Origin of the sequence: Roseateles sp. (assembly GCF_019237615.1) — a bacterium.
Classification (GTDB): domain Bacteria; phylum Pseudomonadota; class Gammaproteobacteria; order Burkholderiales; family Burkholderiaceae_C; genus Pelomonas.
In genome coordinates this window covers 1-22,135 of record NZ_JAFAGT010000005.1, presented here as the reverse complement: position 1 = coordinate 22,135, position 22,135 = coordinate 1, and the positions used below count along the sequence as shown (strand labels likewise).

24 protein-coding genes are annotated in these 22,135 nt (G+C 70.0%); 4 read left to right on the top strand and 20 right to left on the bottom strand.

Features of this window, described 5'->3' with window-relative positions:
- Positions 1–166: 166 nt before the first annotated feature.
- Positions 167–745 (top strand): GNAT family N-acetyltransferase, encoded by a 579-nt coding sequence (locus JOY88_RS01310; protein ID WP_293499679.1) that lies wholly within the window; start codon positions 167–169, stop codon positions 743–745.
- A gap of 41 nt (positions 746–786) precedes the next feature.
- Here the strand turns inward: JOY88_RS01310 and JOY88_RS01305 are convergent, their stop codons facing one another.
- From JOY88_RS01305 to JOY88_RS01275, 7 genes are read right to left on the bottom strand one after another with little or no spacing between them, the layout of a single operon-like run.
- Positions 787–1,374 (bottom strand): sugar transferase, encoded by a 588-nt coding sequence (locus tag JOY88_RS01305; protein WP_293499677.1) that lies wholly within the window; start codon positions 1,372–1,374, stop codon positions 787–789.
- Between the two features lie 6 nt (positions 1,375–1,380).
- Positions 1,381–2,541 carry a DegT/DnrJ/EryC1/StrS family aminotransferase gene (locus tag JOY88_RS01300; protein ID WP_293499675.1) on the bottom strand — a complete coding sequence of 387 codons (1,161 nt, stop codon included), beginning with the start codon at positions 2,539–2,541 and terminating at the stop codon, positions 1,381–1,383.
- Positions 2,542–2,560: 19 nt separating this feature from the next.
- Entirely contained in the window at positions 2,561–3,238 is a 678-nt protein-coding gene (locus tag JOY88_RS01295; RefSeq protein WP_293499673.1) for a methyltransferase domain-containing protein, read from the bottom strand.
- Positions 3,235–4,509 carry a glycosyltransferase family 4 protein gene (locus JOY88_RS01290; protein ID WP_293499672.1) on the bottom strand — a complete coding sequence of 425 codons (1,275 nt, stop codon included), beginning with the start codon at positions 4,507–4,509 and terminating at the stop codon, positions 3,235–3,237. The genes JOY88_RS01295 and JOY88_RS01290 overlap by 4 nt, the downstream gene beginning before the upstream one ends.
- A complete protein-coding gene (locus JOY88_RS01285) occupies positions 4,506–5,612 on the bottom strand; it encodes a glycosyltransferase (RefSeq protein ID WP_293499670.1) in 1,107 nt (368 codons plus the stop codon). Before JOY88_RS01285 ends, JOY88_RS01290 begins: the two co-directional genes overlap by 4 nt.
- Positions 5,609–6,175 (bottom strand): acyltransferase, encoded by a 567-nt coding sequence (locus JOY88_RS01280; RefSeq protein ID WP_293499681.1) that lies wholly within the window; start codon positions 6,173–6,175, stop codon positions 5,609–5,611. The genes JOY88_RS01285 and JOY88_RS01280 overlap by 4 nt, the downstream gene beginning before the upstream one ends.
- Complete coding sequence (locus JOY88_RS01275) at positions 6,175–7,380, bottom strand: lipopolysaccharide biosynthesis protein (RefSeq protein WP_293499668.1); 1,206 nt, start codon at positions 7,378–7,380, stop codon at positions 6,175–6,177. Before JOY88_RS01275 ends, JOY88_RS01280 begins: the two co-directional genes overlap by 1 nt.
- A 43-nt stretch (positions 7,381–7,423) precedes the next feature.
- Here JOY88_RS01275 and lysS point away from each other — a divergent pair, with 43 nt between their 5' ends.
- A complete protein-coding gene (lysS, locus tag JOY88_RS01270; protein WP_293499666.1) occupies positions 7,424–8,941 on the top strand; it encodes a lysine--tRNA ligase in 1,518 nt (505 codons plus the stop codon).
- Positions 8,942–8,945: 4 nt separating this feature from the next.
- On the opposite strand, the gene JOY88_RS01265 is transcribed toward lysS, so the two are convergent.
- The 13 genes from JOY88_RS01265 to JOY88_RS01205 all read right to left on the bottom strand — a co-directional run bounded on the left by JOY88_RS01265 (position 8,946) and on the right by JOY88_RS01205 (position 19,652).
- A complete protein-coding gene (locus tag JOY88_RS01265; protein WP_367269772.1) occupies positions 8,946–9,170 on the bottom strand; it encodes a hypothetical protein in 225 nt (74 codons plus the stop codon).
- Positions 9,167–9,646 (bottom strand): nucleotidyl transferase AbiEii/AbiGii toxin family protein, encoded by a 480-nt coding sequence (locus JOY88_RS01260; RefSeq protein ID WP_293499662.1) that lies wholly within the window; start codon positions 9,644–9,646, stop codon positions 9,167–9,169. Before JOY88_RS01260 ends, JOY88_RS01265 begins: the two co-directional genes overlap by 4 nt.
- A complete protein-coding gene (locus JOY88_RS01255; RefSeq protein ID WP_293499660.1) occupies positions 9,639–10,013 on the bottom strand; it encodes a helix-turn-helix domain-containing protein in 375 nt (124 codons plus the stop codon). The genes JOY88_RS01260 and JOY88_RS01255 overlap by 8 nt, the downstream gene beginning before the upstream one ends.
- A gap of 145 nt (positions 10,014–10,158) precedes the next feature.
- Entirely contained in the window at positions 10,159–10,908 is a 750-nt protein-coding gene (locus JOY88_RS01250) for an ATP-binding cassette domain-containing protein (RefSeq protein ID WP_293499659.1), read from the bottom strand.
- The gene (locus tag JOY88_RS01245; RefSeq protein ID WP_293499657.1) at positions 10,905–12,047 is read right to left on the bottom strand and encodes a sugar ABC transporter permease; all 1,143 of its coding nucleotides are present in this window, start codon (positions 12,045–12,047) and stop codon (positions 10,905–10,907) included. Before JOY88_RS01245 ends, JOY88_RS01250 begins: the two co-directional genes overlap by 4 nt.
- On the bottom strand, positions 12,044–13,069 hold the full coding sequence (locus JOY88_RS01240; protein WP_293499655.1) for a substrate-binding domain-containing protein: 1,026 nt from the start codon (positions 13,067–13,069) through the stop codon (positions 12,044–12,046). Before JOY88_RS01240 ends, JOY88_RS01245 begins: the two co-directional genes overlap by 4 nt.
- A 121-nt stretch (positions 13,070–13,190) precedes the next feature.
- Complete coding sequence (locus tag JOY88_RS01235) at positions 13,191–13,562, bottom strand: DUF4148 domain-containing protein (protein WP_293499653.1); 372 nt, start codon at positions 13,560–13,562, stop codon at positions 13,191–13,193.
- Between the two features lie 188 nt (positions 13,563–13,750).
- Complete coding sequence (locus JOY88_RS01230; protein ID WP_293499651.1) at positions 13,751–14,539, bottom strand: enoyl-CoA hydratase; 789 nt, start codon at positions 14,537–14,539, stop codon at positions 13,751–13,753.
- The gene (locus JOY88_RS01225) at positions 14,536–15,621 is read right to left on the bottom strand and encodes a DUF3108 domain-containing protein (RefSeq protein WP_293499649.1); all 1,086 of its coding nucleotides are present in this window, start codon (positions 15,619–15,621) and stop codon (positions 14,536–14,538) included. The genes JOY88_RS01230 and JOY88_RS01225 overlap by 4 nt, the downstream gene beginning before the upstream one ends.
- A 7-nt stretch (positions 15,622–15,628) precedes the next feature.
- Entirely contained in the window at positions 15,629–17,332 is a 1,704-nt protein-coding gene (locus JOY88_RS01220; RefSeq protein WP_293499647.1) for a M61 family metallopeptidase, read from the bottom strand.
- Positions 17,333–17,340: 8 nt separating this feature from the next.
- Positions 17,341–17,772, bottom strand: a complete 432-nt coding sequence (locus tag JOY88_RS01215) for a DUF3429 domain-containing protein (RefSeq protein WP_293499645.1) — start codon at positions 17,770–17,772, stop codon at positions 17,341–17,343.
- 4 nt (positions 17,773–17,776) lie between these two features.
- Positions 17,777–18,505, bottom strand: a complete 729-nt coding sequence (locus tag JOY88_RS01210) for a DsbC family protein (protein ID WP_293499643.1) — start codon at positions 18,503–18,505, stop codon at positions 17,777–17,779.
- A gap of 25 nt (positions 18,506–18,530) precedes the next feature.
- On the bottom strand, positions 18,531–19,652 hold the full coding sequence (locus tag JOY88_RS01205; protein WP_293499642.1) for an FAD-dependent monooxygenase: 1,122 nt from the start codon (positions 19,650–19,652) through the stop codon (positions 18,531–18,533).
- A gap of 124 nt (positions 19,653–19,776) precedes the next feature.
- Here JOY88_RS01205 and ychF point away from each other — a divergent pair, with 124 nt between their 5' ends.
- Both ychF and JOY88_RS01195 read left to right on the top strand, forming a co-directional pair.
- Positions 19,777–20,871: a redox-regulated ATPase YchF gene (ychF, locus tag JOY88_RS01200; RefSeq protein ID WP_293499640.1), complete on the top strand. Its 1,095-nt coding sequence runs from the start codon at positions 19,777–19,779 to the stop codon at positions 20,869–20,871.
- Between the two features lie 204 nt (positions 20,872–21,075).
- Complete coding sequence (locus JOY88_RS01195; protein WP_293499638.1) at positions 21,076–21,750, top strand: glycosyltransferase; 675 nt, start codon at positions 21,076–21,078, stop codon at positions 21,748–21,750.
- The last annotated feature ends 385 nt before the right edge of the window (positions 21,751–22,135 follow it).

Genomic DNA, 22,135 nt, shown 5'->3' with positions numbered 1-22,135 from the left:
ACCGGCCGGCTTGCCGTGGACAACGCTCGCGTTGCCCACCGCACCGGCCTTCGCCCACAAGCTCCACAGCCTCCCACCACCCTCTGTGAACTTGGACTCCAAAGAGTCAAGCTCTATCGGGGCGACAACTATTCTGACGCGGGGGGGTTAGGCAGGGGAGAACTTGATGCACCTGAAGCGCTTATGCGTGCAGTCGAACGCTGATCTGGGCCTGATGAACGAACTGCTGTCAGAAGCAGCCGACTACAACCTGCAGACCTATGGCGGCCTGCCGGGATCGGATGCGGCCGAGTGGATGTTCCATGGCTTTCCCCAGGAATGCCGGACTGAGGATAGGCTGATCATGGCCCTCTTCGACCGGCACGAGGCGATCGGGCTGGCTCAGGTTGCGCGGGCTTATCCGACTCCTGAGATCGCGCATTTGGGCCTGCTGCTGATTCGACCCGCCAGGCGCCGGCATCATCTGGGTTGCGAGGCCTTCGAGCAGTTGAGCCACAAGGCCCGCACCTGGCCCGGGATCGAACGCTGGCAGTTGGGGGTGCTGGAGACGAACGAGGCCGGCCTGCGCTTCTGGCGGCACTGTGGCTTTCGGACCGTGGCGTCTGACCGCAGGGAACATGGCATCGCGGCCTCGGGCTGCGTGATGGAGCGAGCCGTCAAGGCCCGCCCTGCTTGCCGAGGCGGACGCACCGAAAGTTCGTCCCGACACACACATGCCGGGAACTTGTTCGCGGTCCTTCGCTGAGACTGGCGGCAGCGCTCATCAAGGGAACCGACACACCCACCTCACCCGCTTAGCACGCGGGCCAAGGTCGCCAGGATCAATCGCAGGTCGGCTTGCAGGCTGGCATTGGCCGCATAGTCGGCCGACAACCTGAGCTTGGCCGGCAGCACCACCTCACGGTACTCGCGCTCGGGGTCTGCCGCGGCCGCAAGCAGTTCCGCCTCGTGGCTGAAGGCCAGCGAGGCCGGGTCGGTGATGCCGGGCCGCACGGCCAGCACACGGTCGCGCAGGTCGGCAGGATAGAGCTCGACGTAGCGCGGCAGCTCGGGCCGCGGACCGACCAGACTCATCGCGCCGCGCAACACGTCCCAGAGCTGCGGCAGCTCGTCAAGCTTGGTCCGGCGCAGCAACTGACCCGAGCGCGTGATGCGCGGGTCCGCGCCGACGGTGATCGCCGCGCCCGGCTCGACGCGCATGGTGCGGAACTTGTGGATGGTGAACGGCACGCCGAAGCGGCCCACGCGGGTCTGGCGGAACAGCGCGGGGCCAGGCGAGTCCAGCCTGATCCACAGCGCTACCAGCAGCAACAACGGCGCCAGCAGCAGCAGGCCCAGGGCCGAGGCCGCAATGTCGAACAGGCGTTTGCCCACTTGCACTCAGGCCAGCAGTCCGCGCACGGCGGCAATCACTCGCTCCACGTCCGCATCGTTCATCGCCGTGTAGAGCGGCAGGCTGACCGTGCGCTCGAAGAACTTCTGCGACTGCGGGAACTGCTCGGGTGTCAGGCCGTAGCGGTCGCGCCAGTAGGGGTGCAGGTGCAGCGGCACGTAGTGCACGCTGCAACCGATGCCGGCGGCGAACATGCCTTCGATGAAGGCGTCACGCGTGATGCCGGCCTCGTCGGCCAGGCGGATCACGTAGAGGTGCCAGGAATGCACATCGCCCTCGGGCGCATCCGGCGGCAGCAGGATGGGCAGGTCGGCAAAGGCCTCGTGATAACGCATCGCGATCTGCTCGCGGCGCGTCTGGAAGGCCGGCAGGCGCTTGAGCTGGTGCAGTCCCAGGGCGGCGGCGATGTCGGTCAGGTTGTACTTGAAGCCCGGCGCGACGATCTCGTAGTACCAGCTCGGCACCTTGGCCGTGAAGCGGTCGAAGGCATCGCGGCTCATGCCGTGCAGGCGCATGACGCGGGCGCGCTTGGCCAGCTCGGGGTTGCGCGTGACCAGCATGCCGCCTTCGCCCGTGGTCATGGTCTTGTTGGCATAGAAGCTGAAGACCGTGGCGTCGCTGCCCAGCGTGCCGATCAGCTCCTTCTCCAGCGTCGTCGGCAGCGCATGGGCCGCGTCCTCGATGACGCGCAGGCCATGACGGCGCGCGATGTCGAGCACGGCCAGCATGTCCACCGCCAGGCCGGCGTAGTGCACCGGCAGGATGGCCTTGGTCCGCGGCGTGATCGCGGCCTCGATGGCATCGATGGCGATGTTCAGCGTGGCGGGGTCGACGTCCACCAGCTTCACGTCGGCGCCGAGATAGCGCACGACCTCGGCCGTGGCCGTGAAGGTGTGGGTGGTCGTGATGACCTCGTCGCCCGGGCCCAGGCCTATGGCCTCCAGCGCCAGGTGCAGGCCGGCGGTGGCCGAGTTGACGGCGATGCACTCGATCTGCGGATCGCCGAGGAACTCGGCGAAGGCCTGCTCGAAGCGCTTGGCCTTGGGGCCGGTCGTGATCCATCCGGACTTCAGCGTGTCGACGACCTCGGCGATCTCGTCGTCACCGAGTTCCGGCAGGGCAAAGGAGAGGAAGGGCTGGGCAGTCATTGGGCGGGATTTTCGGCGATCAGGGCTTCTCGATCAGCACCAGTCGGTGCGTGCGCAGCCAGGGGACGAGGTTGAGCAGGCCGTAGGCCGCCGGCAAGGCACGGGCCAGCGGCGGCGCCAGCGTCACGCGACGGGTCATGAAGCGGCCCGGTGGGCATTCGGGGAACAGCTCGCGCACGCGCGCCAGCGGCACGCCGCGCACATCGGGGTTGCGCGGGTTGTCGACGGTGAAGTCGTACCAGACGATGGCGCCGCCCGGCCTGAGCCAGCGCCACATGGCCCCGGCCAGGCGCTGCTGCAGCGCGTCGTCGAGGATGGACGAGAAGACGGTGGACTGCAGCACCAGGTCCTGGCTGGCCGGCGCGACGTCGGCGGTGGAGGCATCGCCCGCCAGCAGGCTTACGCCCTCGGGCAGGGCCGCGCGCGCGGCGGCCAGACGCTCCGGCAGCAGCTCGATGCCGGTCAGATGGGCCGGCATCAGGCCCAGGCGCAGCAGGTCCAGCAGGTTGCCGCCGGCGCCGCAGCCGACTTCGGTCGCGCGCCAGTCGGCCGGACGGCCGGGGCGCCGTGCCAGCAGCCGCAGCAGCACGCGCTGGCGCTCCTGCCACATCTGCCAGACCTCGGGGCGCAGCAGGCTGTAGCGGTCGCCCGTGTCGCGGCGGGCGTAGCGACGGGCAATCTGGTCCAGTTCGCTCACCGCAACGCCTCGATGAAGCGCGCCGCCAGCACCGGGTAGGCGTGGTGAGCCATCGCAAAGGCACGGCCGCGCTGGCCCATGGCCTCTCGCTCGGCGGGCGACAGCGCGGCGAGCTTCAGCAGCCCCTGGGCGACCGCCCCGGCGTCTTCCGGCGGCACGGTCAGGCCGGCACCGGCCTCGGCCACCGGGTCGTTGCCCGCCTCCACCGAATGCAGCACCGCGCGGCCGGCCATCAGGTAGTCGATGAGCTTGTTGGGCGCGATGCCGAAGCGGTAGATGGGCGTGCGCTGCCAGCCGATGTAGGCGATGTCGAAGCGGGCCAGCAGCGTCGGGATCTGGGCCTTGGGGATGGGGGCGAAGAAGCGCACATTGGCCAGCCCTTCGGCCTGGGCGCGTTCCACCAGCCGCATCGCCTCGTGGCCGCTGCCCACCAGCACGAAGCTGATGGGCTGATCGCGCAGCCGGGCCGCGGCGTCCAGCAGCACGTCCAGCGCGTTGGGCAGGCCCATGGACCCGGCGTAGCCGACCACGACGCGGCCGGCCGCGCGCTCGGCGTCCAGATGCGCCGCCAGCGTCGCGCCCAGCGGCGCGCTGGCTGTCGACGCCGGGCCCTGCCATTCCTCGGGCGCGAAGCCGTTGGGCACGATGCGCAGCCGCCGCAGGTCCAGGCCCCGGGAAGCCATGTGCTCGTGCACGCAGGGCAGCATGGAGACGACGACGTCGGCGTCGCGGTAGGCATCGGCCTCGGCCTTGCCGCACAGCAGCGCGAAGGGGTGGCGGGGGGACATGCCGGACAGCTCGATCAGCGACAGCGGCCAGAGGTCGTGCACCTCGTAGACCAGCTTGGCCCGCGACGGGCCGACAGCGCCCGGCGCACGCTCGGGCTTCGCGAGCCGGGCCAGCTTCCTGGCCACCCAGATGTCCATCGGATAGGTGCTGGACGCGATGACCGCGTCGGGCCGCAGCTCGCGCGTCAGCCGCCAGGCATCGGCGCGCAGCTGGCGCAGGAAGGACAGGATGTTGCGCAGGCGCCCCACGCCGTTGCCGGCGTAGTGCGGCGTGGGCAGCCAGCGGTAGCGGATGCCGGCGATGATCTCCTCGCGCGGCGCGCCGGCCACCTCGGGCTGCACGGCACGCACGTGCGAATAACTGGCCGCGACGATGGTGACCTCATGCCCCTGCCTGACCCATTCGCGGGCCAGGTAGTAGGGCCGGAACTCCATGCCGTGAGCCGGCGAGCCGGCGTAGTGGTTGACGAGCAGCAACCTCATGTCGAGAGCTCGCGCAGGCGGGTCAGGAAGCGCTGCACATGCGGCTCGAACAGGCCGTTGCGGGCCACCCAGTCGCGGTTGACGGTGGCGAGCCGGGCCGTGTCCAGCGTGGCCATGCGGGCGGGCAGGTCGTCCAGCGAGCCGACGATCAGTCCGCGCGCCGAGTCGCCGATCAGCTCGCGGTTGGCCGGCAGCTCGGACAGCAGCGGCACGCAGCCATGGGCCATGGCCTCCAGCACCGAGACCGAGACGGAGTCGCTCTCGGGCAGGCTGAGGAACCAGGTCGAACGCGCGTAGTGGCCGGCCTGGGTGGCCGCATCCAGCCGGCCAACGAAACTGACCTTGTCGGCCAGGCCACGTGCGACGACATCGGCCTCCAGCGCGGCGCGCAGCGAGCCGTCGTTGGCCACCACCAGCCGCGCCTCGGGCTGGGCCGCGGCGATGCGCGCGAAGGCGTCGACGACGAGTTGCGGCCGGTAGATGGGCTCCAGTCCCCGGTTGGCAAAGCACAGCCAGGGCTGCTTCTTCGCGTTCTGCCTGGGCAGGGTTTCCAGGCCGAAGGGGAAGACCATCACCTCGCCCGCGCCCAGCTCGTGCATGCGCTCGGCCATGTGGGCGGAGTCGGACGTCGTGATGGCGCAGCTCCTCAGCGCCTTCTTCGTCAGCCACTTCCAGCTGCCGCCGCGGTTGGGCGTGACGAGGATGTCGCTGCCCCAGGCCGAGCCGGCGATCTGCGCGCGCAGCCGCCAGCCCAGCTTGGCCGCCCAGGCCAGCGTGCCATGGGACGTGAGGTAATGGGCGTGCAGCCAGTCCGCATCGGTCTGGGCCAGCCAGGCGCCCACCTTGGGCAACTGCTTGACCAGTGCGAGGTTGCCGCCGGCATGCTCGGGCTCTGTGTTCAGCGCCAGGCGCTGGGCATCGGGCAGCAGGCGATGGAACTCGGGCAGGAAGCCGCGCGACGAGATGGCATGCAGCTGCACGCGCGGCGCCAGCGCACGGGCCCACTTCAGCAGATGCGGGCTTTCGCCGTCGCCGATGAGCACCAGCTTGAGACCTCCGCCAAGGCCCGGCAGGCCCTTGGGAGCATGGGGCGCGGCGCTCACCGGGGCGCTCCGGCCCAGGCCTCGTAGGCCTCGCGCAGCTCGGGGTGGCGCTCCAGCAGCGCCGCGTCGCGCTGGCGCGTGTCGCCCACCTGGCGGGCGGGCTGGCCGGCCATGATGGCGAAGTCCGGCGCCGCGCCGCGCAGCTGCGAGTAGGCGCACAGGATGGCGCCCTTGCCCAGCGTGCTGCCGGGCTCGATGAGGCTGTGCGGGCCGACGAAGCTGTAGGCGCCCAGGTGGATGGGGCCCTTGCGATAGCCCGGCGGCTCGCCGCCCCGGGTCGCGAAGCGCCGGCCGTTGATGCGCAGCGCGTCGTGGGTGCTGTGGGTCACGATGGAACAGAAGTTGGTGATCTGCACGCCTTCCTCGATGACGAGGCCGGCGCTGGCGTCGATGAAATTGAACTGGCCGATGAAGACATGGTCCGCAAGCTGCAGGCCGGCCTCGCCCTCGATGCACGTGCTGGGCGCGATGCGCGAATGCGGCGCGCCGGCCTCGCCGAACAGCATGCGAAAGCCGATCAGCCGCACGAGGCGGCGGCGCAGGCGATTGAGGAAGACGCGCATCATTCCCAGGTCCACAGTGCCCAGAAGAAGTAGCCGAAGTAGAGCAGCATCGCCGCCGACACGCCCCAGCCCGCACCGGCCAGGCCGGCGTGATGCAGGCCGGCCGCCAGCCCGGCGACGAACATCGCCTGGCCCACCAGCGCCAGCTTCAGCGCCCAGGCCTGCGCGCCCCAGGCCAGCGTCACGACGGACAGCGGCGCGGCGATGAAATGCAGCGCGACATAGGGCGCCAGCGACCGGGCCAGCTCGCCCGCGCCACGCCACTGGGCGCCGAACAGGGTCTCGAACAGCCAGGGGCCGAAGGCCAGCAGCACCAGCATCAGCGGCAGGGCCAGGGCCGCCAGCAGCAGGAGCTGGCGGCGCACCAGCGCCCGCGCCTCAAGGCGGTTCGCGGTCTGCGTCAGGCGCGGATAGAGGGCCTGCGACAACGAGCCGCCGACGAGGCTGGCCGGCGCCTTCAGATAGCGCAGCGCCAGCGCCCAGGCGCCGGCCTCGGGCGCGCCCAGCCAGGCAGCCAGCAAGGCGATGGCCAGGGTGTCCTGCAGCGCGCCGGCAAAGGCATGGGGGGTGTTCAGCAACGGGAAGTCGCGGTGCTTCACAGCCATGGCCCGCAGCGGCTGCGGCGCCAGCAGCCCCCGCCAGCCGCCCGCGGGCGCGGGCCGGGCCTGCACGACCGCGGCGACGCCCGTGGCCAGCGTCGCGCCGGCCAGCAGGCCCCAGGGGCCGGCCTGCGCCAGGCCCAGGCCCACCTGGGCCAGCGCGCCGCCGCCCCATTGCGCCACGCGCCCCCAGGCCAGGGCCGCGAACCGGCCGGCGCGCGCCGCCCATTGGCCCAGGGCCTGGCTGGCCGCCAGCGCCAGCACGGCCAGCGGCAGCGCGGCGGCGACCGGCAGGCCGCTCCATGCCATCCACGCGCCGCCCACGAGCACGGCCGCGGTCACGACGGCCGCCAGCACGCGCAGGCACAGCGCCAGCAGCGTGGCGGCGCCCTTCTCCCCGGTCTCCAGCGCCAGCGCGAACTCGTAGCGCGCGCAGCCGACGACGGCCAGATTGCTCGCCACCGTCCACACCAGCGAGAACTCGCCATACGCCGCCGGCGTGTACAAGCGAGCAATCCAGGGCCCCAGCAACAGCGGCAACGCCTGGGCCAGCGCGCTGCCGGCAAGCAGGGTGAGAGTGGCGCGCGTGAGGCTGGGAGCGTTCATGAGGGCGCGAGATTCTAAAATCGCGGATTCACCAAGGCCCGCAATGAATCAAGCCACTCCCAATCCCGCCCTCCCCGCTCAGGCTGACGACAACCAACTGATCGCCGAGCGCCGCGAAAAACTGGCCGCGCTGCGGGCCGCAACCAGCGTGCCCTTCCCCAACGACTTCAAGCCCCAGCACCGCGCGGCGCCGCTGCAGGCGCAGTACGGCGAGGTGCCCAATGAGGAGCTCGAGCCCCAGGCGGTGAAGGTCAGCGTGGCCGGCCGCATGATGCTCAAGCGCATGATGGGCAAGGCCAGCTTCTGCACGCTGCAGGATGCCACCGGCCGCATCCAGTTGCGCGTGACGATCGACAACGTCGGCGCCGAGGTCTACGAGGCCTTCAAGAAGTGGGACCTGGGCGACATCCTGGCCGCCGAAGGCACGCTGATGCGCACCAAGACCGGCGAGCTGTCGGTGGCCGTGACGACGCTGCGCCTCCTGACCAAGAGCCTGCGCCCGCTGCCGGACAAGTTCCATGGCATGACCGACCAGGAGCAGAAGTACCGCCAGCGCTACGTGGACCTGATCACCGACGAGGACGCCCGCAAGCGCTTCGTCGCGCGCAGCCAGGGCGTGTCGGCCATCCGCAGCTTCATGGTGGATCACGGCTTCCTGGAGGTGGAGACGCCCATGCTCCACCCCATCCCCGGCGGCGCCAACGCCAAGCCCTTCATCACCCACCACAACGCGCTGGACCAGGAGATGTTCCTGCGCATCGCGCCCGAGCTCTACCTGAAGCGCCTGGTGGTGGGCGGCTTCGAGCGCGTGTTCGAGATCAACCGCAACTTCCGCAACGAAGGCATCTCGGTCCGCCACAACCCCGAGTTCACGATGATGGAGTTCTATGCGGCCTACTGGACGCATCACGACATCATGGACTTCACGGAAGCCGTGCTGCGCCACGCGGCCATCGCCGCCACCGGCAGCGCCGCGCTGACCTACGCCGGCAAGCCCGTGGCGCTGGACAAGCCCTTCGCCCGCGTGTCGGTGCGCGACTCGCTGATCCAGTTCGCCGGGCTGACCGGCGAAGAGGCCGACAACCCCGAGGTGCTGCGCGCCAGGATCGTCGCCGCCGGTGAGCAGGCCCCCGCCCGCTGGAGCCTGGCCGAGCTGCAGTTCGGCCTGTTCGAGGCCGTCGTCGAGGAAAAGCTCTGGGAGCCCACCTTCATCATCGACTACCCCGTCGAGGTCTCGCCGCTGGCCCGCGCGTCCGACACCGACCCCAGGATCACCGAGCGCTTCGAGCTCTTCATCACCGGCCGCGAGTACGCCAACGGCTTCTCCGAGCTGAACGATGCCGAGGACCAGGCCGCGCGCTTCCAGGCCCAGGTGGCCAACAAGGACGACGGCGACGAGGAGGCGATGTACTACGACGCCGACTTCATCCGCGCGCTGGAATACGGCATGCCCCCCACCGGCGGCTGCGGCATCGGCATCGACCGGCTGATGATGCTGATCACGGACTCGCCGTCGATCCGCGACGTGATCCTGTTCCCGGCGCTGCGTCGCGAGGCCTGACGCCTCAGCGCTTCTCCAGCGCCTTGATCCGGGCCCACAACTGGGCCTTGGACACCGTCGTCATCTGCATCGCGCCCATGCAGGCCTCGAGCCGATGGGGGCGCTCGCGCAGGTCCTGCACGGCCTTGGTCAAGCTGGTTTCGACGCTGTCACCATAGGCCGCAGCGGCCTTCGCAATGGCCGCGCGCAGCAGCGGCTTGGCCGGATTCATCATGGCCAGGTCGATCAGGTCGCGGCTGAAGACGCTGTCGTCACGCCAGCGATCCGCCAGCGCCAGGAGCTTGCCGGCGCGGCCAGGTCCAGTGGCGTCAAGGCCGTCACGCCGGCAATGACGTCGTCCGAGCCCGGTGGGCCGAGGGCGATGCGGGCTTCCAGCCTGATCTCGAACTTGATGGCCACGCCGTCCCCGCGCAACAGCGTGCGCAGGCCGTCCTGGTCAGCGCGCAGCTCGCGCGCGGGCGTCAGCGTGGCGCCCACGCGAACCAGCGCGACCAGGCCCGCCGGACCGGTCAGCAGGCAGCGCAGCTCACGATAGCCGGTCAGGTCGGACACGAGGAAGTCGATGTCCACCGATTCGCGGTACTCGCCGTAGCGCAGCGCCATCGCCGTGCCGCCACCGAACCAGCAGGCATGCGCGGCGAGCACGTCGGCGTCCAGCGCACCAAGCACGGCCGCAATGCGGCGGTGGTGCCCGCGCTCAAACAAGCAGCCGCCCTCCGCCCAGTTCGTCGACCAAGGTTTGGATCAGCCGCCGCTCGTTCGGCGCCAGGGCCTCGCGGTCGATGTGGCGCCAGTTGCGCTCGTAGAGGTCGAGTGCCTGCGCGGGGCTCAAGTCGGTTACGCCGGGGAGTTGCCAGGCGAGTTGCCTGAGCGCCGGATACTCGTCCAGCCGCACGACGACCGGCAGTTGGCTGGCGAACGTCGCTTCCGGCTCCCGCACCTGCAGGCTCAGCCCGACCGCCGACAGGGCGCTGAGGTAGGCACCCATCGTCACCGACGGCTCGCCGCGTTCGACGCGGTGCAGCGTCACGCGCGACATGCCGGCCGCCTCGGCCGCGTCCGTTGCCGTCACCTTCTGCTACTCACGCCGCGCACGGATGCGCTGGCCCAGGTTTTCCAGCTGGGTCGCTACTGCCGGCGGGACGTGGGGAGATTTGGCGGGCATATGTTTCTCGTTTTAGTCAAAACAACTGGATTGAACAGAATGAGAAACGTTTTTATAAGACTGCCGCGGCGGGTGCCTTGCCCGCGATGATCATCGCGAGCACCTCGTCCTCGTTGACGTCGGCCGTGCGGCAGACGCCCACCAGGCGGCCGTTCTTCATGACGGCCAGACGGTCCGACAGCGCAAACACGTCGGGCATGTCGTGGGTGACGAGCAGGATGCCCACGCCCTCGGCCCGCAGGCGGCGGATGAGGTCATGCACCATGGCCGTCTCGGCCGGGCCCAGCGCCGCGCAGGGCTCGTCCATGATGAGCACCCGCGCCTGGAACTGCAGCGCCCGCGCGATGGCCACCACCTGGCGCTGGCCGCCCGACAGCGCCATCACCGGATCGGCGATGTTCCTGAAGTTGGGGTTGAGCCGCGCGAACAGCGGCAGGGCGGCGGCGCGCATGGCCGCATCGTCCAGCAGCCCGAAGCGCGTGCGCAGCTCACGCCCCAGGAAGAGGTTGGCGACCGAGTCCAGGTTGTCGGCCAGCGCCAGCTTCTGGTGGATGGTCTCGATGCCGGCGGCGCGCGAGTCGGCCGGACTGGCGAACTTCACCGGCTGACCGCTGAGCAGCAGCTCGCCACCGTCGAAGGGCAGCGCGCCGGCCAGCATCTGCATCAGCGTGGACTTGCCGGCGCCGTTGTGGCCCAGCACGGCCAGCACCTCGCCGGGCGCCAGGCTCAAGCTGACGCCGTCGACCGCATGCACGCCGCCAAAGGACTTGCGCGCCTCGCGCACTTCAAGCAAGGCACTCATTTCTGGACCACCCGATCGAAGACGACGGCCGCGACCAGCACCTGGCCCAGCACCACCATGCGCCAGCCTATGCCCACGTCGGTCAGCAGCAGCCCGCTGTCTATGCTCTGGATGATGAGGGCGCCCAGCACCGTGCCCCCCACGCTGCCGCTGCCACCGGCGAGCGACACGCCGCCGATGACGGCCGCCGCGATGACGGTCAGCTCCATGCCCGTGCCCATGGAGTTCGTGCCCGCGTTCAGGCGCGCCATCGCAACGACGGCGGCCAGCGCCACCAGGGCCGCCAGCAGCAGGTTGAGCTGGACCAGCACGCGCCGTACCGGGATGCCGGCCAGCCGTGCCGCATCGGGATTGCCGCCGATGGCGTACACGTAGCGCCCGAAGCGCGTGTGCTTGGCCACGAAGCCCAGCAGCAGCACGACGGCCACCCAGATGACCAGCGGCAGCGGCAGTCCCTGCCCCTGCTCCTGGCCTTCGATGCGGTAGGCATTGAAGACGGCCACGCTGCCGAACACCGCGAAGGCCACGAGGCCGGCCTTGAGCAGCGCGTGCCTGGCATCACCCGGCTCCGCACCGGCCCGCGCCTGCGCGCGGCGCTGCACCCATTGCCAGCCCCACAGCAGCGCGACGAGGCCCAGGCCCAGCAGCCAGCTGCCCTGCTCGCCCAGCGAGCCCTCCAGGCCGCCGCCCAGCGCCAGCAGCCAGGGCTCGGCGACGGGCTGGGTCTTGCCGTCGGCCACGAGGAAGGCCACGCCGCGCAGCGACACCAGGCCGCCCAGCGTCACGACGAAGGACGGGATGCCCACGACGGCCGACAGCCAGCCCTGGAACAGGCCCACCGCCAGTGCCAGCGCAAGCCCGGCCAGCAGCGACGCGACGACCGGCCAGCCCTGGGTGTACTGCAGCCAGGCCATCAGCACGCCCACGGCGCCGAGCAGCGAGCCCACGGCCAGGTCGATCTGGCGCGCGACGATGATCAGGGCCATGCCGCTGGCGACGATGCCGACGACCGCCGTCTGCTGCGCAATGTTGTAGAGGTTCTCGGCCGTCAGGAAGCTGCCCGTGAGCCCATGGAAGCCGATGGCGATGGCCAGCAGCACGGCCGCCATGACGGCAAGCCGCCGGGTCTGGGCGCTCACTTGCAGGCCGCCGGAGCCTTGGCGGCGTCGACCCCCTTGCAGACGACGGCCTTGGGCACCCAGCCGGCGGATATGACCTCGCCCAGGTTGGCCTGCGTGATGGCCACCGGTGCGAGGAACTTGGCCTGCAGCCCGACCTTGCGCTCGCCGCCCGCCCAGGCCGTGGCGCCCGGCACCTTCTGGCCGGCGGCCAGTTGCACGGCGGCCGCGGCAGCCTCCCGGCCCAGCGCGCGCGAATCCTTCCAGACCGACACCGTCTGCGTGCCCAGCGCGACGCGGTTCAGCGCGGCGTGGTCGGCGTCCTGGCCGCTGACCGGCACGCCTCGGATGCCCCGGCCCGCCAGCGCCGCGATGGCGCCGCCGGCCGTGCCGTCGTTGCTGGCCACGACCGCATCCACGCCGCCCTTCAGGCGCGTGAGGATCTGCTCCATGTTCTTCTGTGCCACCTCGGGCTTCCAGCCGTCGGTGTATTCCTCGGCGACGATCTTCACGTCGCCCTTCTTCACTGCGTCGGCCAGCGCGTCCTGCTGGCCGGCGCGCAGGAAGTCGGCGTTGGGATCGCTGGGCGAGCCCTTGATCATCACGTAGCGGCCCTGCGGCCTTGCGGCCAGAACGGCCCTGGCCTGCAGGCGACCGACCTCGCGGTTGTCGAAGGTCAGGTAGAAGACCTCGGGCGCCTCGATGAGCCGGTCATAGGCCAGCACCGGCACCTTGCGCGCCTTGGCCTTGTTCAGCGCCGGTTGAATGGCGTCCTTGTCCATCGCCAGGATGATGAGGACCTTGGCGCCCTTGGCCAGCAGCGACTCGACGTCGCCGATCTGCTTCTCGGGTGAGCCTCCGGCGTCCGCGCTCACATAGCTGGCGCCCAGGCGGGCCAGCTCGGCCTTGATGGCCGCCTCGTCGGTCTTCCAGCGTTCTTCCTGGAAATTGGACCAGCTCACACCGACCACGGGGCCGGCAGCCAACGCTGTCATCGAGGCCGTCAGCAGCGCTGCCGCCGCCCACATCTGCTGTTTGCGCATCCTTCTTGTCTCCAACGCCCATGTCGTCCGGGCCGCGGATTCTAGGAATGCGCGCAACAAAAAAGCGACCCTCGCGGGTCGCCTTCCATCGGCTTGAAACCGGCTTGTTCCGGTGACTGGCTCAGCGGGCGGCCAGCGCGGAGGCGCGGCGACCGACGGGGGCCGGGAAATCGCCCAGCTCGCGGGCGGCGTTCTCGCCATGGTCGGCGGCCAGCGCGGCGGCCGTCTTCGTGTCGGTGCGCATCTCGGTGGGCTTGACGGTCAGCACGGCCTGGCGGGGCAGCGTGGCGGTCGCGACGGCAGCCTTGGCGGTGGCCGGGGTGGTCACTTCCACGCCCTTTTCACCCTGGATGACGGCGAGTTCGCCGCTGTTGCGGGCGGCGACCAGGTCAGCGATGACTTGCTCGCGGGTCAGCGGGGTGGCGGTCTGGGCGGAGGCGGCGCCGGCGGCAACAAGGGCAACGGCGGCGATGACGGTGGACAGCTTGCTCATGACGGGCTCCTTCAGTGTCTGGCAGGAACGTCCTGCTTTCGGGTCACTTCGGACATCGCGACCGCGGTGTCCATGGCCAGAACTGTAGGCAGCCAGACTCGGTAGAAACACTAGGCTGGCAGGAAGTGACTATTCATCCAACGCAAATAGTCATCCATAGATCGTCACCGTTGCGCCACAAAACAGCGTCAGCGGTGCTCGAAGTTAGGCGCCCGCTTGGCCAGGAAAGCCTCCATGCCCTCGCGCTGGTCGTGGCTGCCGAACAGCGCGTGGAAGTAGCGACGCTCCACGGCCACGCCGTCCGTCAGCGGGCCCTGGTAGGCCAGGTTGACCAGCTCCTTGATGAGCATGACCGACGGCCCGCTGAAGCCGTTGATCGTCTCGGCAGCGGCCAGCGCCTCCTGCAGCATCTGCTCGGCCGGCACGACACGCGACACCAGGCCGGCGCTCTCGGCCTCGGCCGCGCCCATCATGCGGGCGGTCAACAGCATGTCCATGGCCTTGCTCTTGCCCACGGCGCGCGGCAGGCGCTGCGTGCCGCCGGCGCCGGGCACGATGCCCAGCTTGATCTCGGGCTGGCCGAACTTGGCCGAGTCGGCCGCGATGATGAAGTCGCACATCATGGCCAGCTCGCAACCGCCGCCCAGCGCAAAGCCGGCCACCGCGGCGATGACGGGCTTGCGCACCCGCAGGATGGTTTCCCAGTTCTTGGAGATCAGGCCGCTCTTGAACGCGCTCGCGAAGGTGTGGGGCAGCATGGTCGGGATGTCGGCCCCCGCCGCGAAGGCACGCTCCGAGCCCGTCAGCACGATGCAACCTATGCCGTCGTCGGCGTCGAAGGCGAGCAGGGCCTCGCCCATCTCGTCCATCAACTGATCGTTCAGGGCGTTCAGCGCCTTGGGGCGGTTCAGCGTGATGAGCGCGGTCTTGCGCGGGCCGTCACCGTGGACGGCGGTGATGATGCATTCGTAGGTCATGGCTGGGGTCTCCTGGCGGGATCGGTGGATTCTGGCGCGGCCTGCTGCGGTGCGCGCTTCAACTTGAGATCGACATAGTTGTCGGCGTCCTGGCGGATGACCAGGCGCACGGGCAGGTACTGCAGGCCGGGCGCCAGCCAGACCTCGGCGGTCAGGTCGCCGCCGTCGGCCGGCCGGGCGGGCCGCAGATGCCAGGCCGGCATCCAGCCCATGGCCGTTTCCACCGACTCCTCGCCCACGACCACGTACTGCCAGTCCTCGTATTGCCGGCGCGGCAGCACCAGCGGAAAACGCACCATTTGCCCGGCCTGCAACGGCTCGCGGCCGGTCAGGAACAGCCACGTCAGGTGCACGAACTGGCTGGCCGAATCCTGCGCGCCCCGCCGCGCCGGCTCGCGCGCGCCGCTGGCGAGCTGGGTCTCGGCGCCAAGGAAGAAGACGCTGACCCGGCGGCCCTCGCCAAGGATGATCTTGGTTTCCTCGTCGTAGCGCTGCGGTGCGATGCCATCCGGCGTGAGCCGGCCCTGGCTGCTCATTCGCCGCGTGATCAGCGGCGCGAAGCTGGGGCCGACGCCGACATCGAGATGCACCTGGTAGTCGCGACCGCTGCGCAACCATTCGACTTGCGCCTGGCCGTTGATGGGGCCACGGTAGTTGCCCGTCAGCACATAGCTCAGGCGCGTGGACAGCGGCCACTCGGGACCGGGTTCATCGTCGGTGGCGGCAGCAGACGCAGCGCCGGCAACGGGCGTGGCCACGTCGACGGGCGCGGAGGCCGCCGCGACGACGGGCTCGGGGGGCGGCTCGACAGAGGAGGCGGGCGCCGATGGCGGCGGCAGTGCCTGGGTTGCGGCCTGCGGCTCTGGCGCTGCGGGCCGGGGCGGCGGCACCGTCGCGCGGCGCGCGACGAGCGGTGCCTGCGGCTCCAGCTCGCGCACGAACTCGACCTGCATGCGCGCGGGCATGGGCGGCGGGCCTTCGCTGACCCAACCGTCCTGGATGCGCTGCACCTCATGCCCGAGCAGCAGATGCAAGGCCAGCACGGCCAGCACCAGCAGGACCGGCGGCCGCACGGCCTTCATGTCGGGCTCAGGCGCCTAGCCAGCGCCGGCGCGCGGCGTGCGTCCCGCCCATGAGGCTCAAGGCGGCGCCGGCCGGCTGCGGCGGCGGCAGCTCGACGTCGAGCTCCAGCAGGCGCTGGTCGCGGCCCACCAGCAGGCGCAGCCGCGTGTCGTCGCCGGCCAGCAGCGCCAGTGCGTCGTCCAGCCGCCTCAGGCGCCAGCCATTGCAGCCGAGGACATCGTCGCGGGCGTTGAGCCCGCCCGCCTCCGCCGCGCCGCCACTGAGCACATGCGTGACCGTGATGCCCGTGAGCGCCCCTTCGCGCGCGCGCAGGCCCAGGCGCTGGGCCACGGTCTGGCGGCCCTCGTCACGCCACTCGACGCCGACGGCCTGCAGCAGCTCGCGCAGCGGCAGCTCGTCGGTGCCATGCACCCAATGCTGGAGGGACGCCGCCACCTCGTCGCCGCCGAGGCCGCGCACGGCGGACAGGATGTCCGCCTCACTGACCGGCCCGCCGGCACTGCCCTGCCACAGTCGCCGCATCAGCAGGTCGAGGCTGGACTTGCGGGCGCGCAGGCTGAGGTCCAGGCACAAGGCCACGAGGGCGCCCTGCGAGTAGTAGTTGCTCGTCGTGTTCGGGCTGTTCTCGTCGGGTCGGTAGTACTTGGTCCAGGCCTCGAAGCTGGCCCCGGCCAGGGGCTGCACGCGCCGGCCCGGCGAGGCCAGCACGCCGTTGACCGGGGCCGCCAGCAGCTTCAAGTAGCGCGGCGCGTCGACGAGACCGGCGCGCAGCAGCATCAGCTCGTCGTAATAGCTCGTGAAGCCCTCGAAGAACCACAGCAGCTCGGTGTAGTTCTCGCGCTGGTAGTCGAAGCGCGCGAACGCCGCCGGACGCAGCCGCTTGACGTTCCAGGCATGGAAGTACTCATGGCTGAACAGGCCCAGCAGCCGGGTGTAGCTGTCGCCCGGCGCCGCGGGCTCGGCCGCCGTGGGCAACTCGCGCCGCGCGCAGATCAGCGCCGTGCTGGCGCGATGCTCCAGGCCGCCATGGCCATCGTCCACGGCCCACAGCAGGAAGCTGTAGCGCTGGAAGGGCGCACCGCCCCAGAAGGCGATCTGCGCCTCGCAGATGCGCTGCACGTCGGCCAGCAGGCGCTCGCCGTCAAAGCTGGGCCAGGCACCGGCGACGACGATGCGGTGCGGCACGCCGGCCGCTTCGAACTCGCCTTGCCAGTGCGGGCCGATCTCGAAGGGGTGGTCCAGCAGTTCGTCGTAGTCCGCCGCCTCGTAGCTGCCGCCCTGCTCGCGCATCTCGGTGGCGACCCGCCAGCCCCTGGGCAGGCCGGCCAGCTCGATGCGGTGCGGACCGGCCTCGCGGCCATGGGCGCGCAGGCACAGGCTGCTGGCGTTGAAGAAGGCGCGCTGGCCGTCCAGCCAGGCGGTGCGCACGGAGGCGTCGAAGGCGTAGACGTCGTAGCTCAGCACCAGCGCGGCACGGCCGCTGCAGCGCACGCGCCAGCTGGCCTTGTCGAGCTGCTCGACGGCCAGCGCACGGTTGCCCTGGCGGGCCGTCAGCCCGCTCAGATGCTTGGCGAACTCGCGCACCAGATAGCTGCCCGGGATCCACACCGGCAGGCTGAAGTCCTGCTCGGCGGCAGGAGCCGGCAGCGTCAGCGTGACGCGATAGCGGTGGGCCGCGGGATCGGCCAGCTCGATGCGGTAGCGCGGCATGCCGGACCTCAGCTGCCCGCCGCGGCGAGGAAGCAGCTCAGCGAGGCGACGCCCGTCAGCCGGAAGCGCAGCGTCAGCCAGCCGGCGGCGCCGAGCTGCGGGTACAGGCGGCGGTCCACCGCGTAGCAGGCGATGAACACGCCGCCGTGCAGGGCAAGGCCCGCGTAGGGCGACATCAGCACGCCCAGCCAGCCCAGCGACACGGCGAGGACGCCCCAGGCGAGCGGCAATCGCCCCGGCAGGCCGCGCGCGAACGACAGGCCCCAGTGGATGCCGCCGAGGAAGGCGATGACCAGGCCTGCATAGGCCGACAGCGCGAGGCTGACGAAGGCGTGCGGGTCGGGCTCGGCGATCAGCCAGATCAGCGCGCAGCCCAGCACCAGCGGTGCGAGGCCGGCATAGCCGAGGCGGTGCGCGAGCCGGCGCGGGTCGGCGCTCATGAGGTCAGGACTTGCCCGCAGGCGCGTTCAAGGCCTGCAGGCGCTTTTCCAGCTCCACGGCGCCGACGGCGCCCGCGATGCGGCTGCCGTCCTCCAGCACGATGGCCGGCGTACCGTTGACGTGGATCTTGCGCGACAGGGCCAGGTTGCGTTCGAGGACGCCGTCGTCGCAGCCCGACGCCGCCTTGGGCGGCATCTCGCCCCTGAGCATCCAGCCGAGCCAGGCGCTGCTGTTGTCCTTGGCGCACCAGATCGAGCGCGACTTCTCCGGCGAGTCGCCGCCGAGGATGGGGATGAGGAAGGTGTAGACGGTCACGTCCTTCATCTCCTGCAGGCCTTTCTCGAAGCGCTTGCAGTAGCCGCAGTTCGGGTCGGCAAAGACGGCGATGCGGCGCTTGCCGCTGCCGTTCTTCCAGACCATGGCGTCCTTGAGCGGCAGCGTCGCGAAGTCCACGCGGTTGAGCTGGGTGACGCGTTCCTCGGTCAGGTTCTTGCGCGCCTTCAGGTCCAGCAACTCGCCCTCGATGAGGAAGGTGCCGGTCGGGTCCGTGTAGCGGATCTCGTTGCCGATGCGCAGCTCCCACAGGCCGGGCATGGGTGCGGGGCGCACCTCGTCGACCTTCACGTTGGGCAGGCGGTCGGTGAAGGCCTTGCGGATGGCGGCCTCGTTGGCGGCGGCGGGCAGGCTCAGCGCAGCGAGCAGCAGCGCAGAGAGGGCGGAACGGTTCAGCACGTTGACGATCTTGACGGAGAGGGGATCAGAGCCCGAGGGCGCGCTGGGTCAGCCAGCGCTTGACGGGAGCGAGTTGGTTCAGCGCATCCAGGCCGCGGTTGCGCAAGCCTTGAGCGGCGGGTGACGGGTGGGCGAAGAGGCGCTGCAGCATGTCGGTCAGCTCGCCCATGGCGAGCGTCGGCGCGAGGCGCGCACGGGCATAGCGGCGCAGCAGGCGCTCGTCGCCCAGCGGCCGCCAGGGCTCGCGGGTCGCGATGACACGGGTCAGCGCCGCCACGTCGGCCAGGCCCAGGTTCAGGCCCTGGCCGGCCAGCGGGTGCACAAGGTGGGCGGCATCGCCCAGGAGCGCCCAGCCCGGCCCGCTGACGACACCCGCGCGGGCCAGCGCGAGCGGCCAGGTGGCACGCTTGCCGCCGAGCTTCAGCAGGCCGACGGCACCCGCCGTGGCAGCGTTCAGCTCGCGCTCGAAATCCGCCTCGTCCATCGCCAGCAGCGCCTGCGCACGCTCGTCGGCGCAGGACCAGACCAGGCCATAGGAGCGCGCCGGGCAGGGTTGCTCGAAGGGCAGCAGGGCCAGCACCTCGCCGCCCGTGCCGAACCACTGCCGGGCGATGCCCTGGTGGGGCTGGTCGGCCACGAGGCGGGTCGCCAGGGCACGGTGGCCATAGGCCTTGGGCCGGAACTCGACGCCCAGCGCGGCGCGGGCAGCCGACTCGCGGCCCTCGCAGAGCGCCGTCAGCGCGGCCGGCGCATCCGCGTCGACGTTGCGGATGTGCGGCGAAAAGCGCAGCGCAGCCGCGAGCTGCGCATCCAGCGCCGCGGCGTCGACGATGACGGCCAGTTCGCGCACGCCCTGCTGCCAGGCCGAAAAGCTGAGTCGCCCGGCCGGCTGGCCGACGGCGGCATCGCCGCAAACCACCATGTCGTAGACCGGGCAGATCGCGTCGGCGGGCAGGCCGTCCCAGACCTTCAACTCGCTCAGCAGCGCGACGGAGGCCGCGTTCAGTGCATAGGTGCGGACGTCGTCCGCGCGTGCCGCCTCGGGTACGCCCGCCATGCCGACCGACAGCCCCTGGGCCGCCAGGCTGAGTGCGAGGCTGCTGCCCACCGCGCCCCGGCCCTTGATCAACACGTCCAAGCTTTGCATGCCGCGATTGTAGGCAGGGGACACGGCCGCACCGGGGGCCGGGTGGGTCGGGCGCCGGCCGACTAAAATCTCGCGCTTCGGCTCCGGCTCGCTGCCGGTGGCCTCCCCACCAGAAAGACCCGCCATGAGCCTCAAATGCGGCATCGTGGGCCTGCCCAACGTCGGCAAGTCCACGCTCTTCAACGCCCTGACCAAAGCCGGCATCGCCGCCGAGAACTACCCCTTCTGCACGATCGAGCCCAACGTCGGCATCGTCGAACTGCCCGATCCGCGCCTGGCGGCGCTGGCGGAGATCGTCAAGCCCGAGCGCGTCATGCCGGCCGTCGTCGAGTTCGTCGACATCGCAGGCCTGGTGGCTGGCGCGAGCAAGGGCGAGGGCCTGGGCAACCAGTTCCTCTCGCACATCCGCGAGACGGACGCCATCGTCAACGTGGTGCGCTGCTTCGAGGACCCCAACGTCATCCACGTGAATGGCCGCGTCGACCCCATCGCCGACATCGAGGTCATCCAGACCGAGCTGTGCCTGGCCGACCTCGGCACCGTCGAGAAGAGCCTGGTGCGCTATGGCAAGGTCGCCAAGGCCGGCGGCGACAAGGAAGCCGCCCGCCTCGTCGAGGTGCTGAAGAAGTGCCAGGCCGTGCTGGACGAGGCCAAGCCGGTGCGCTCCATCGAGTTCAGCAAGGAAGAATTGGCCGTGCTGAAGCCGCTGTGCCTGATCACAGCCAAGCCGGCCATGTTCGTCGGCAACGTGTCCGAGGACGGCTTCGAGAACAACCCCTTCCTCGACCGCCTGCGCGAGTACGCCGCCAGCCAGAACGCGCCGGTCGTCGCGATCTGCGCGAAGACCGAGGCCGACCTCGCCGACATGGGCGACGAGGACCGGGCGCTGTTCCTGGCCGAGATGGGCCAGGACGAGCCAGGCCTGAACCGCCTGATCCGCGCCGCCTTCAAGCTGCTGGGCCTGCAGACCTATTTCACCGCCGGCGTGAAAGAGGTGCGCGCCTGGACCATCCATATCGGCGACACCGGCCCGCAAGCGGCCGCCGTCATCCACACGGACTTCGAGCGCGGCTACATCCGCGCCCAGACCATCGCCTACGATGACTTCATCAAGTACCGCGGCGAACAGGGCGCCAAGGATGCCGGCAAGATGCGCGCGGAAGGCAAGGAGTACATCGTCAAGGATGGCGACGTGCTGCACTTCCTGTTCAATGTGTGATCGCCTCGCCTGACAGATAGAGAAACCCGCTTCGGCGGGTTTTTTGTTGGTGCGCCCAGCACTTTGTGCGTCGAGGCCAACAGCATGCGACTACGTTCGCGCGAACCTGAAAGACAGCGCTGAACTGCTCCGCTCAAAGGGGCCGGAAGGGCGTCGCTAGACTCGCCGCCTCGCCGACGACGGGCTCACCTGGATTCACGACGCATGATGGATCTGATTTGCGCAACGCGCCTGACCTCTCACGACTTCTGGACTCACTCGGCACTGGGCCAGTCGTTGCAGCGCATATCGCATGACCGCCGACTGAAACCGCGCATCGCCTTCGAGAACCGTCGAGGCTTGCCGTCGGTCTACAACGAGCGCATCGACAGCGTCGACGCCGAGCCGATCCTGGTGTTCATCCACGACGACGTCTGGCTGGACGACCACTTCTTCTTCGAGCATGTGTCGGCCGCCGTGAACGCGGTCGACATCATCGGTGTGGCGGGCAACCGCCGCCGCGTGCCGGGGCAGCCCTCATGGGCTTTTACGAATCCGCGCTTCGAGTGGGATGCTGCCGAACACCTTAGCGGCACGGTCTGCCATGGGCAGCAGGCTTTTGGCAAGGTCGCCCACTTCGGGCCGGTACCTGCCAGCTGCGAGCTGTTGGATGGCGTACTCCTCGCCACACGTCGCGACCTGCTCAGAGAGCGGCAGGTTCGCTTCGATGAGCGCTTCGACTTTCACTTTTACGACATGGATTTTTGCCGTAGCGCCCGTCAGGCAGGTCTATGGCTGGCCACGTGGCCTATCGCCATCACCCACCAAAGCGGCGGACGTGCGGACTCTTCCGAATGGCGGAGAAACTACGACAGCTACTTGGCCAAATGGGGCGAGTGAGGCCGACGCAGCTCGCTGGGTGAATGCCAGCCGCCCATTCCCAACGAGATCTGGCTCTGGCGCATGCACCTCGCCCCCGGCAAACTGGCCTGCGGGCGGCACATCAAATGTCGCGCCGTCACCGAAGACTTCAGCCATGCGCGCCTCGTCGGTTTCACGGCGCGGCCGGCACGCTGAGAGTGAACTGCGCGCAGTTCTACGCCTTGAGACGGCTGACGATGGCCAAACCAAACTCCTACCGGCGCCGCGCTCCGAGAGTATCGGGACTTCGATTTCGCCGCCCCAAAAGCAAAACCCCCACTACCTTTCGATAGTGGGGGTTGGCTTCAATAAATAGCCTGACGATGACCTACTTTCACACGGGAATCCGCACTATCATCGGCGC

Coding starts and splice junctions, on each gene's coding strand:
- JOY88_RS01195 (WP_293499638.1), top strand. CDS start 21,076: ATGATGGATCTGATTTGCGCAACGCGCCTGACCTCTCACGACTTCTGG.
- JOY88_RS01235 (WP_293499653.1), bottom strand. CDS start 13,562: ATGAGCAAGCTGTCCACCGTCATCGCCGCCGTTGCCCTTGTTGCCGCC.
- JOY88_RS01220 (WP_293499647.1), bottom strand. CDS start 17,332: ATGCCGCGCTACCGCATCGAGCTGGCCGATCCCGCGGCCCACCGCTAT.
- JOY88_RS01280 (WP_293499681.1), bottom strand. CDS start 6,175: ATGCGCGTCTTCCTCAATCGCCTGCGCCGCCGCCTCGTGCGGCTGATC.
- JOY88_RS01300 (WP_293499675.1), bottom strand. CDS start 2,541: ATGACTGCCCAGCCCTTCCTCTCCTTTGCCCTGCCGGAACTCGGTGAC.
- ychF (WP_293499640.1), top strand. CDS start 19,777: ATGAGCCTCAAATGCGGCATCGTGGGCCTGCCCAACGTCGGCAAGTCC.
- JOY88_RS01275 (WP_293499668.1), bottom strand. CDS start 7,380: ATGAACGCTCCCAGCCTCACGCGCGCCACTCTCACCCTGCTTGCCGGC.
- JOY88_RS01205 (WP_293499642.1), bottom strand. CDS start 19,652: ATGCAAAGCTTGGACGTGTTGATCAAGGGCCGGGGCGCGGTGGGCAGC.
- JOY88_RS01250 (WP_293499659.1), bottom strand. CDS start 10,908: ATGAGTGCCTTGCTTGAAGTGCGCGAGGCGCGCAAGTCCTTTGGCGGC.
- JOY88_RS01230 (WP_293499651.1), bottom strand. CDS start 14,539: ATGACCTACGAATGCATCATCACCGCCGTCCACGGTGACGGCCCGCGC.
- JOY88_RS01215 (WP_293499645.1), bottom strand. CDS start 17,772: ATGAGCGCCGACCCGCGCCGGCTCGCGCACCGCCTCGGCTATGCCGGC.
- lysS (WP_293499666.1), top strand. CDS start 7,424: ATGAATCAAGCCACTCCCAATCCCGCCCTCCCCGCTCAGGCTGACGAC.
- JOY88_RS01290 (WP_293499672.1), bottom strand. CDS start 4,509: ATGAGGTTGCTGCTCGTCAACCACTACGCCGGCTCGCCGGCTCACGGC.
- JOY88_RS01225 (WP_293499649.1), bottom strand. CDS start 15,621: ATGAAGGCCGTGCGGCCGCCGGTCCTGCTGGTGCTGGCCGTGCTGGCC.
- JOY88_RS01310 (WP_293499679.1), top strand. CDS start 167: ATGCACCTGAAGCGCTTATGCGTGCAGTCGAACGCTGATCTGGGCCTG.
- JOY88_RS01240 (WP_293499655.1), bottom strand. CDS start 13,069: ATGCGCAAACAGCAGATGTGGGCGGCGGCAGCGCTGCTGACGGCCTCG.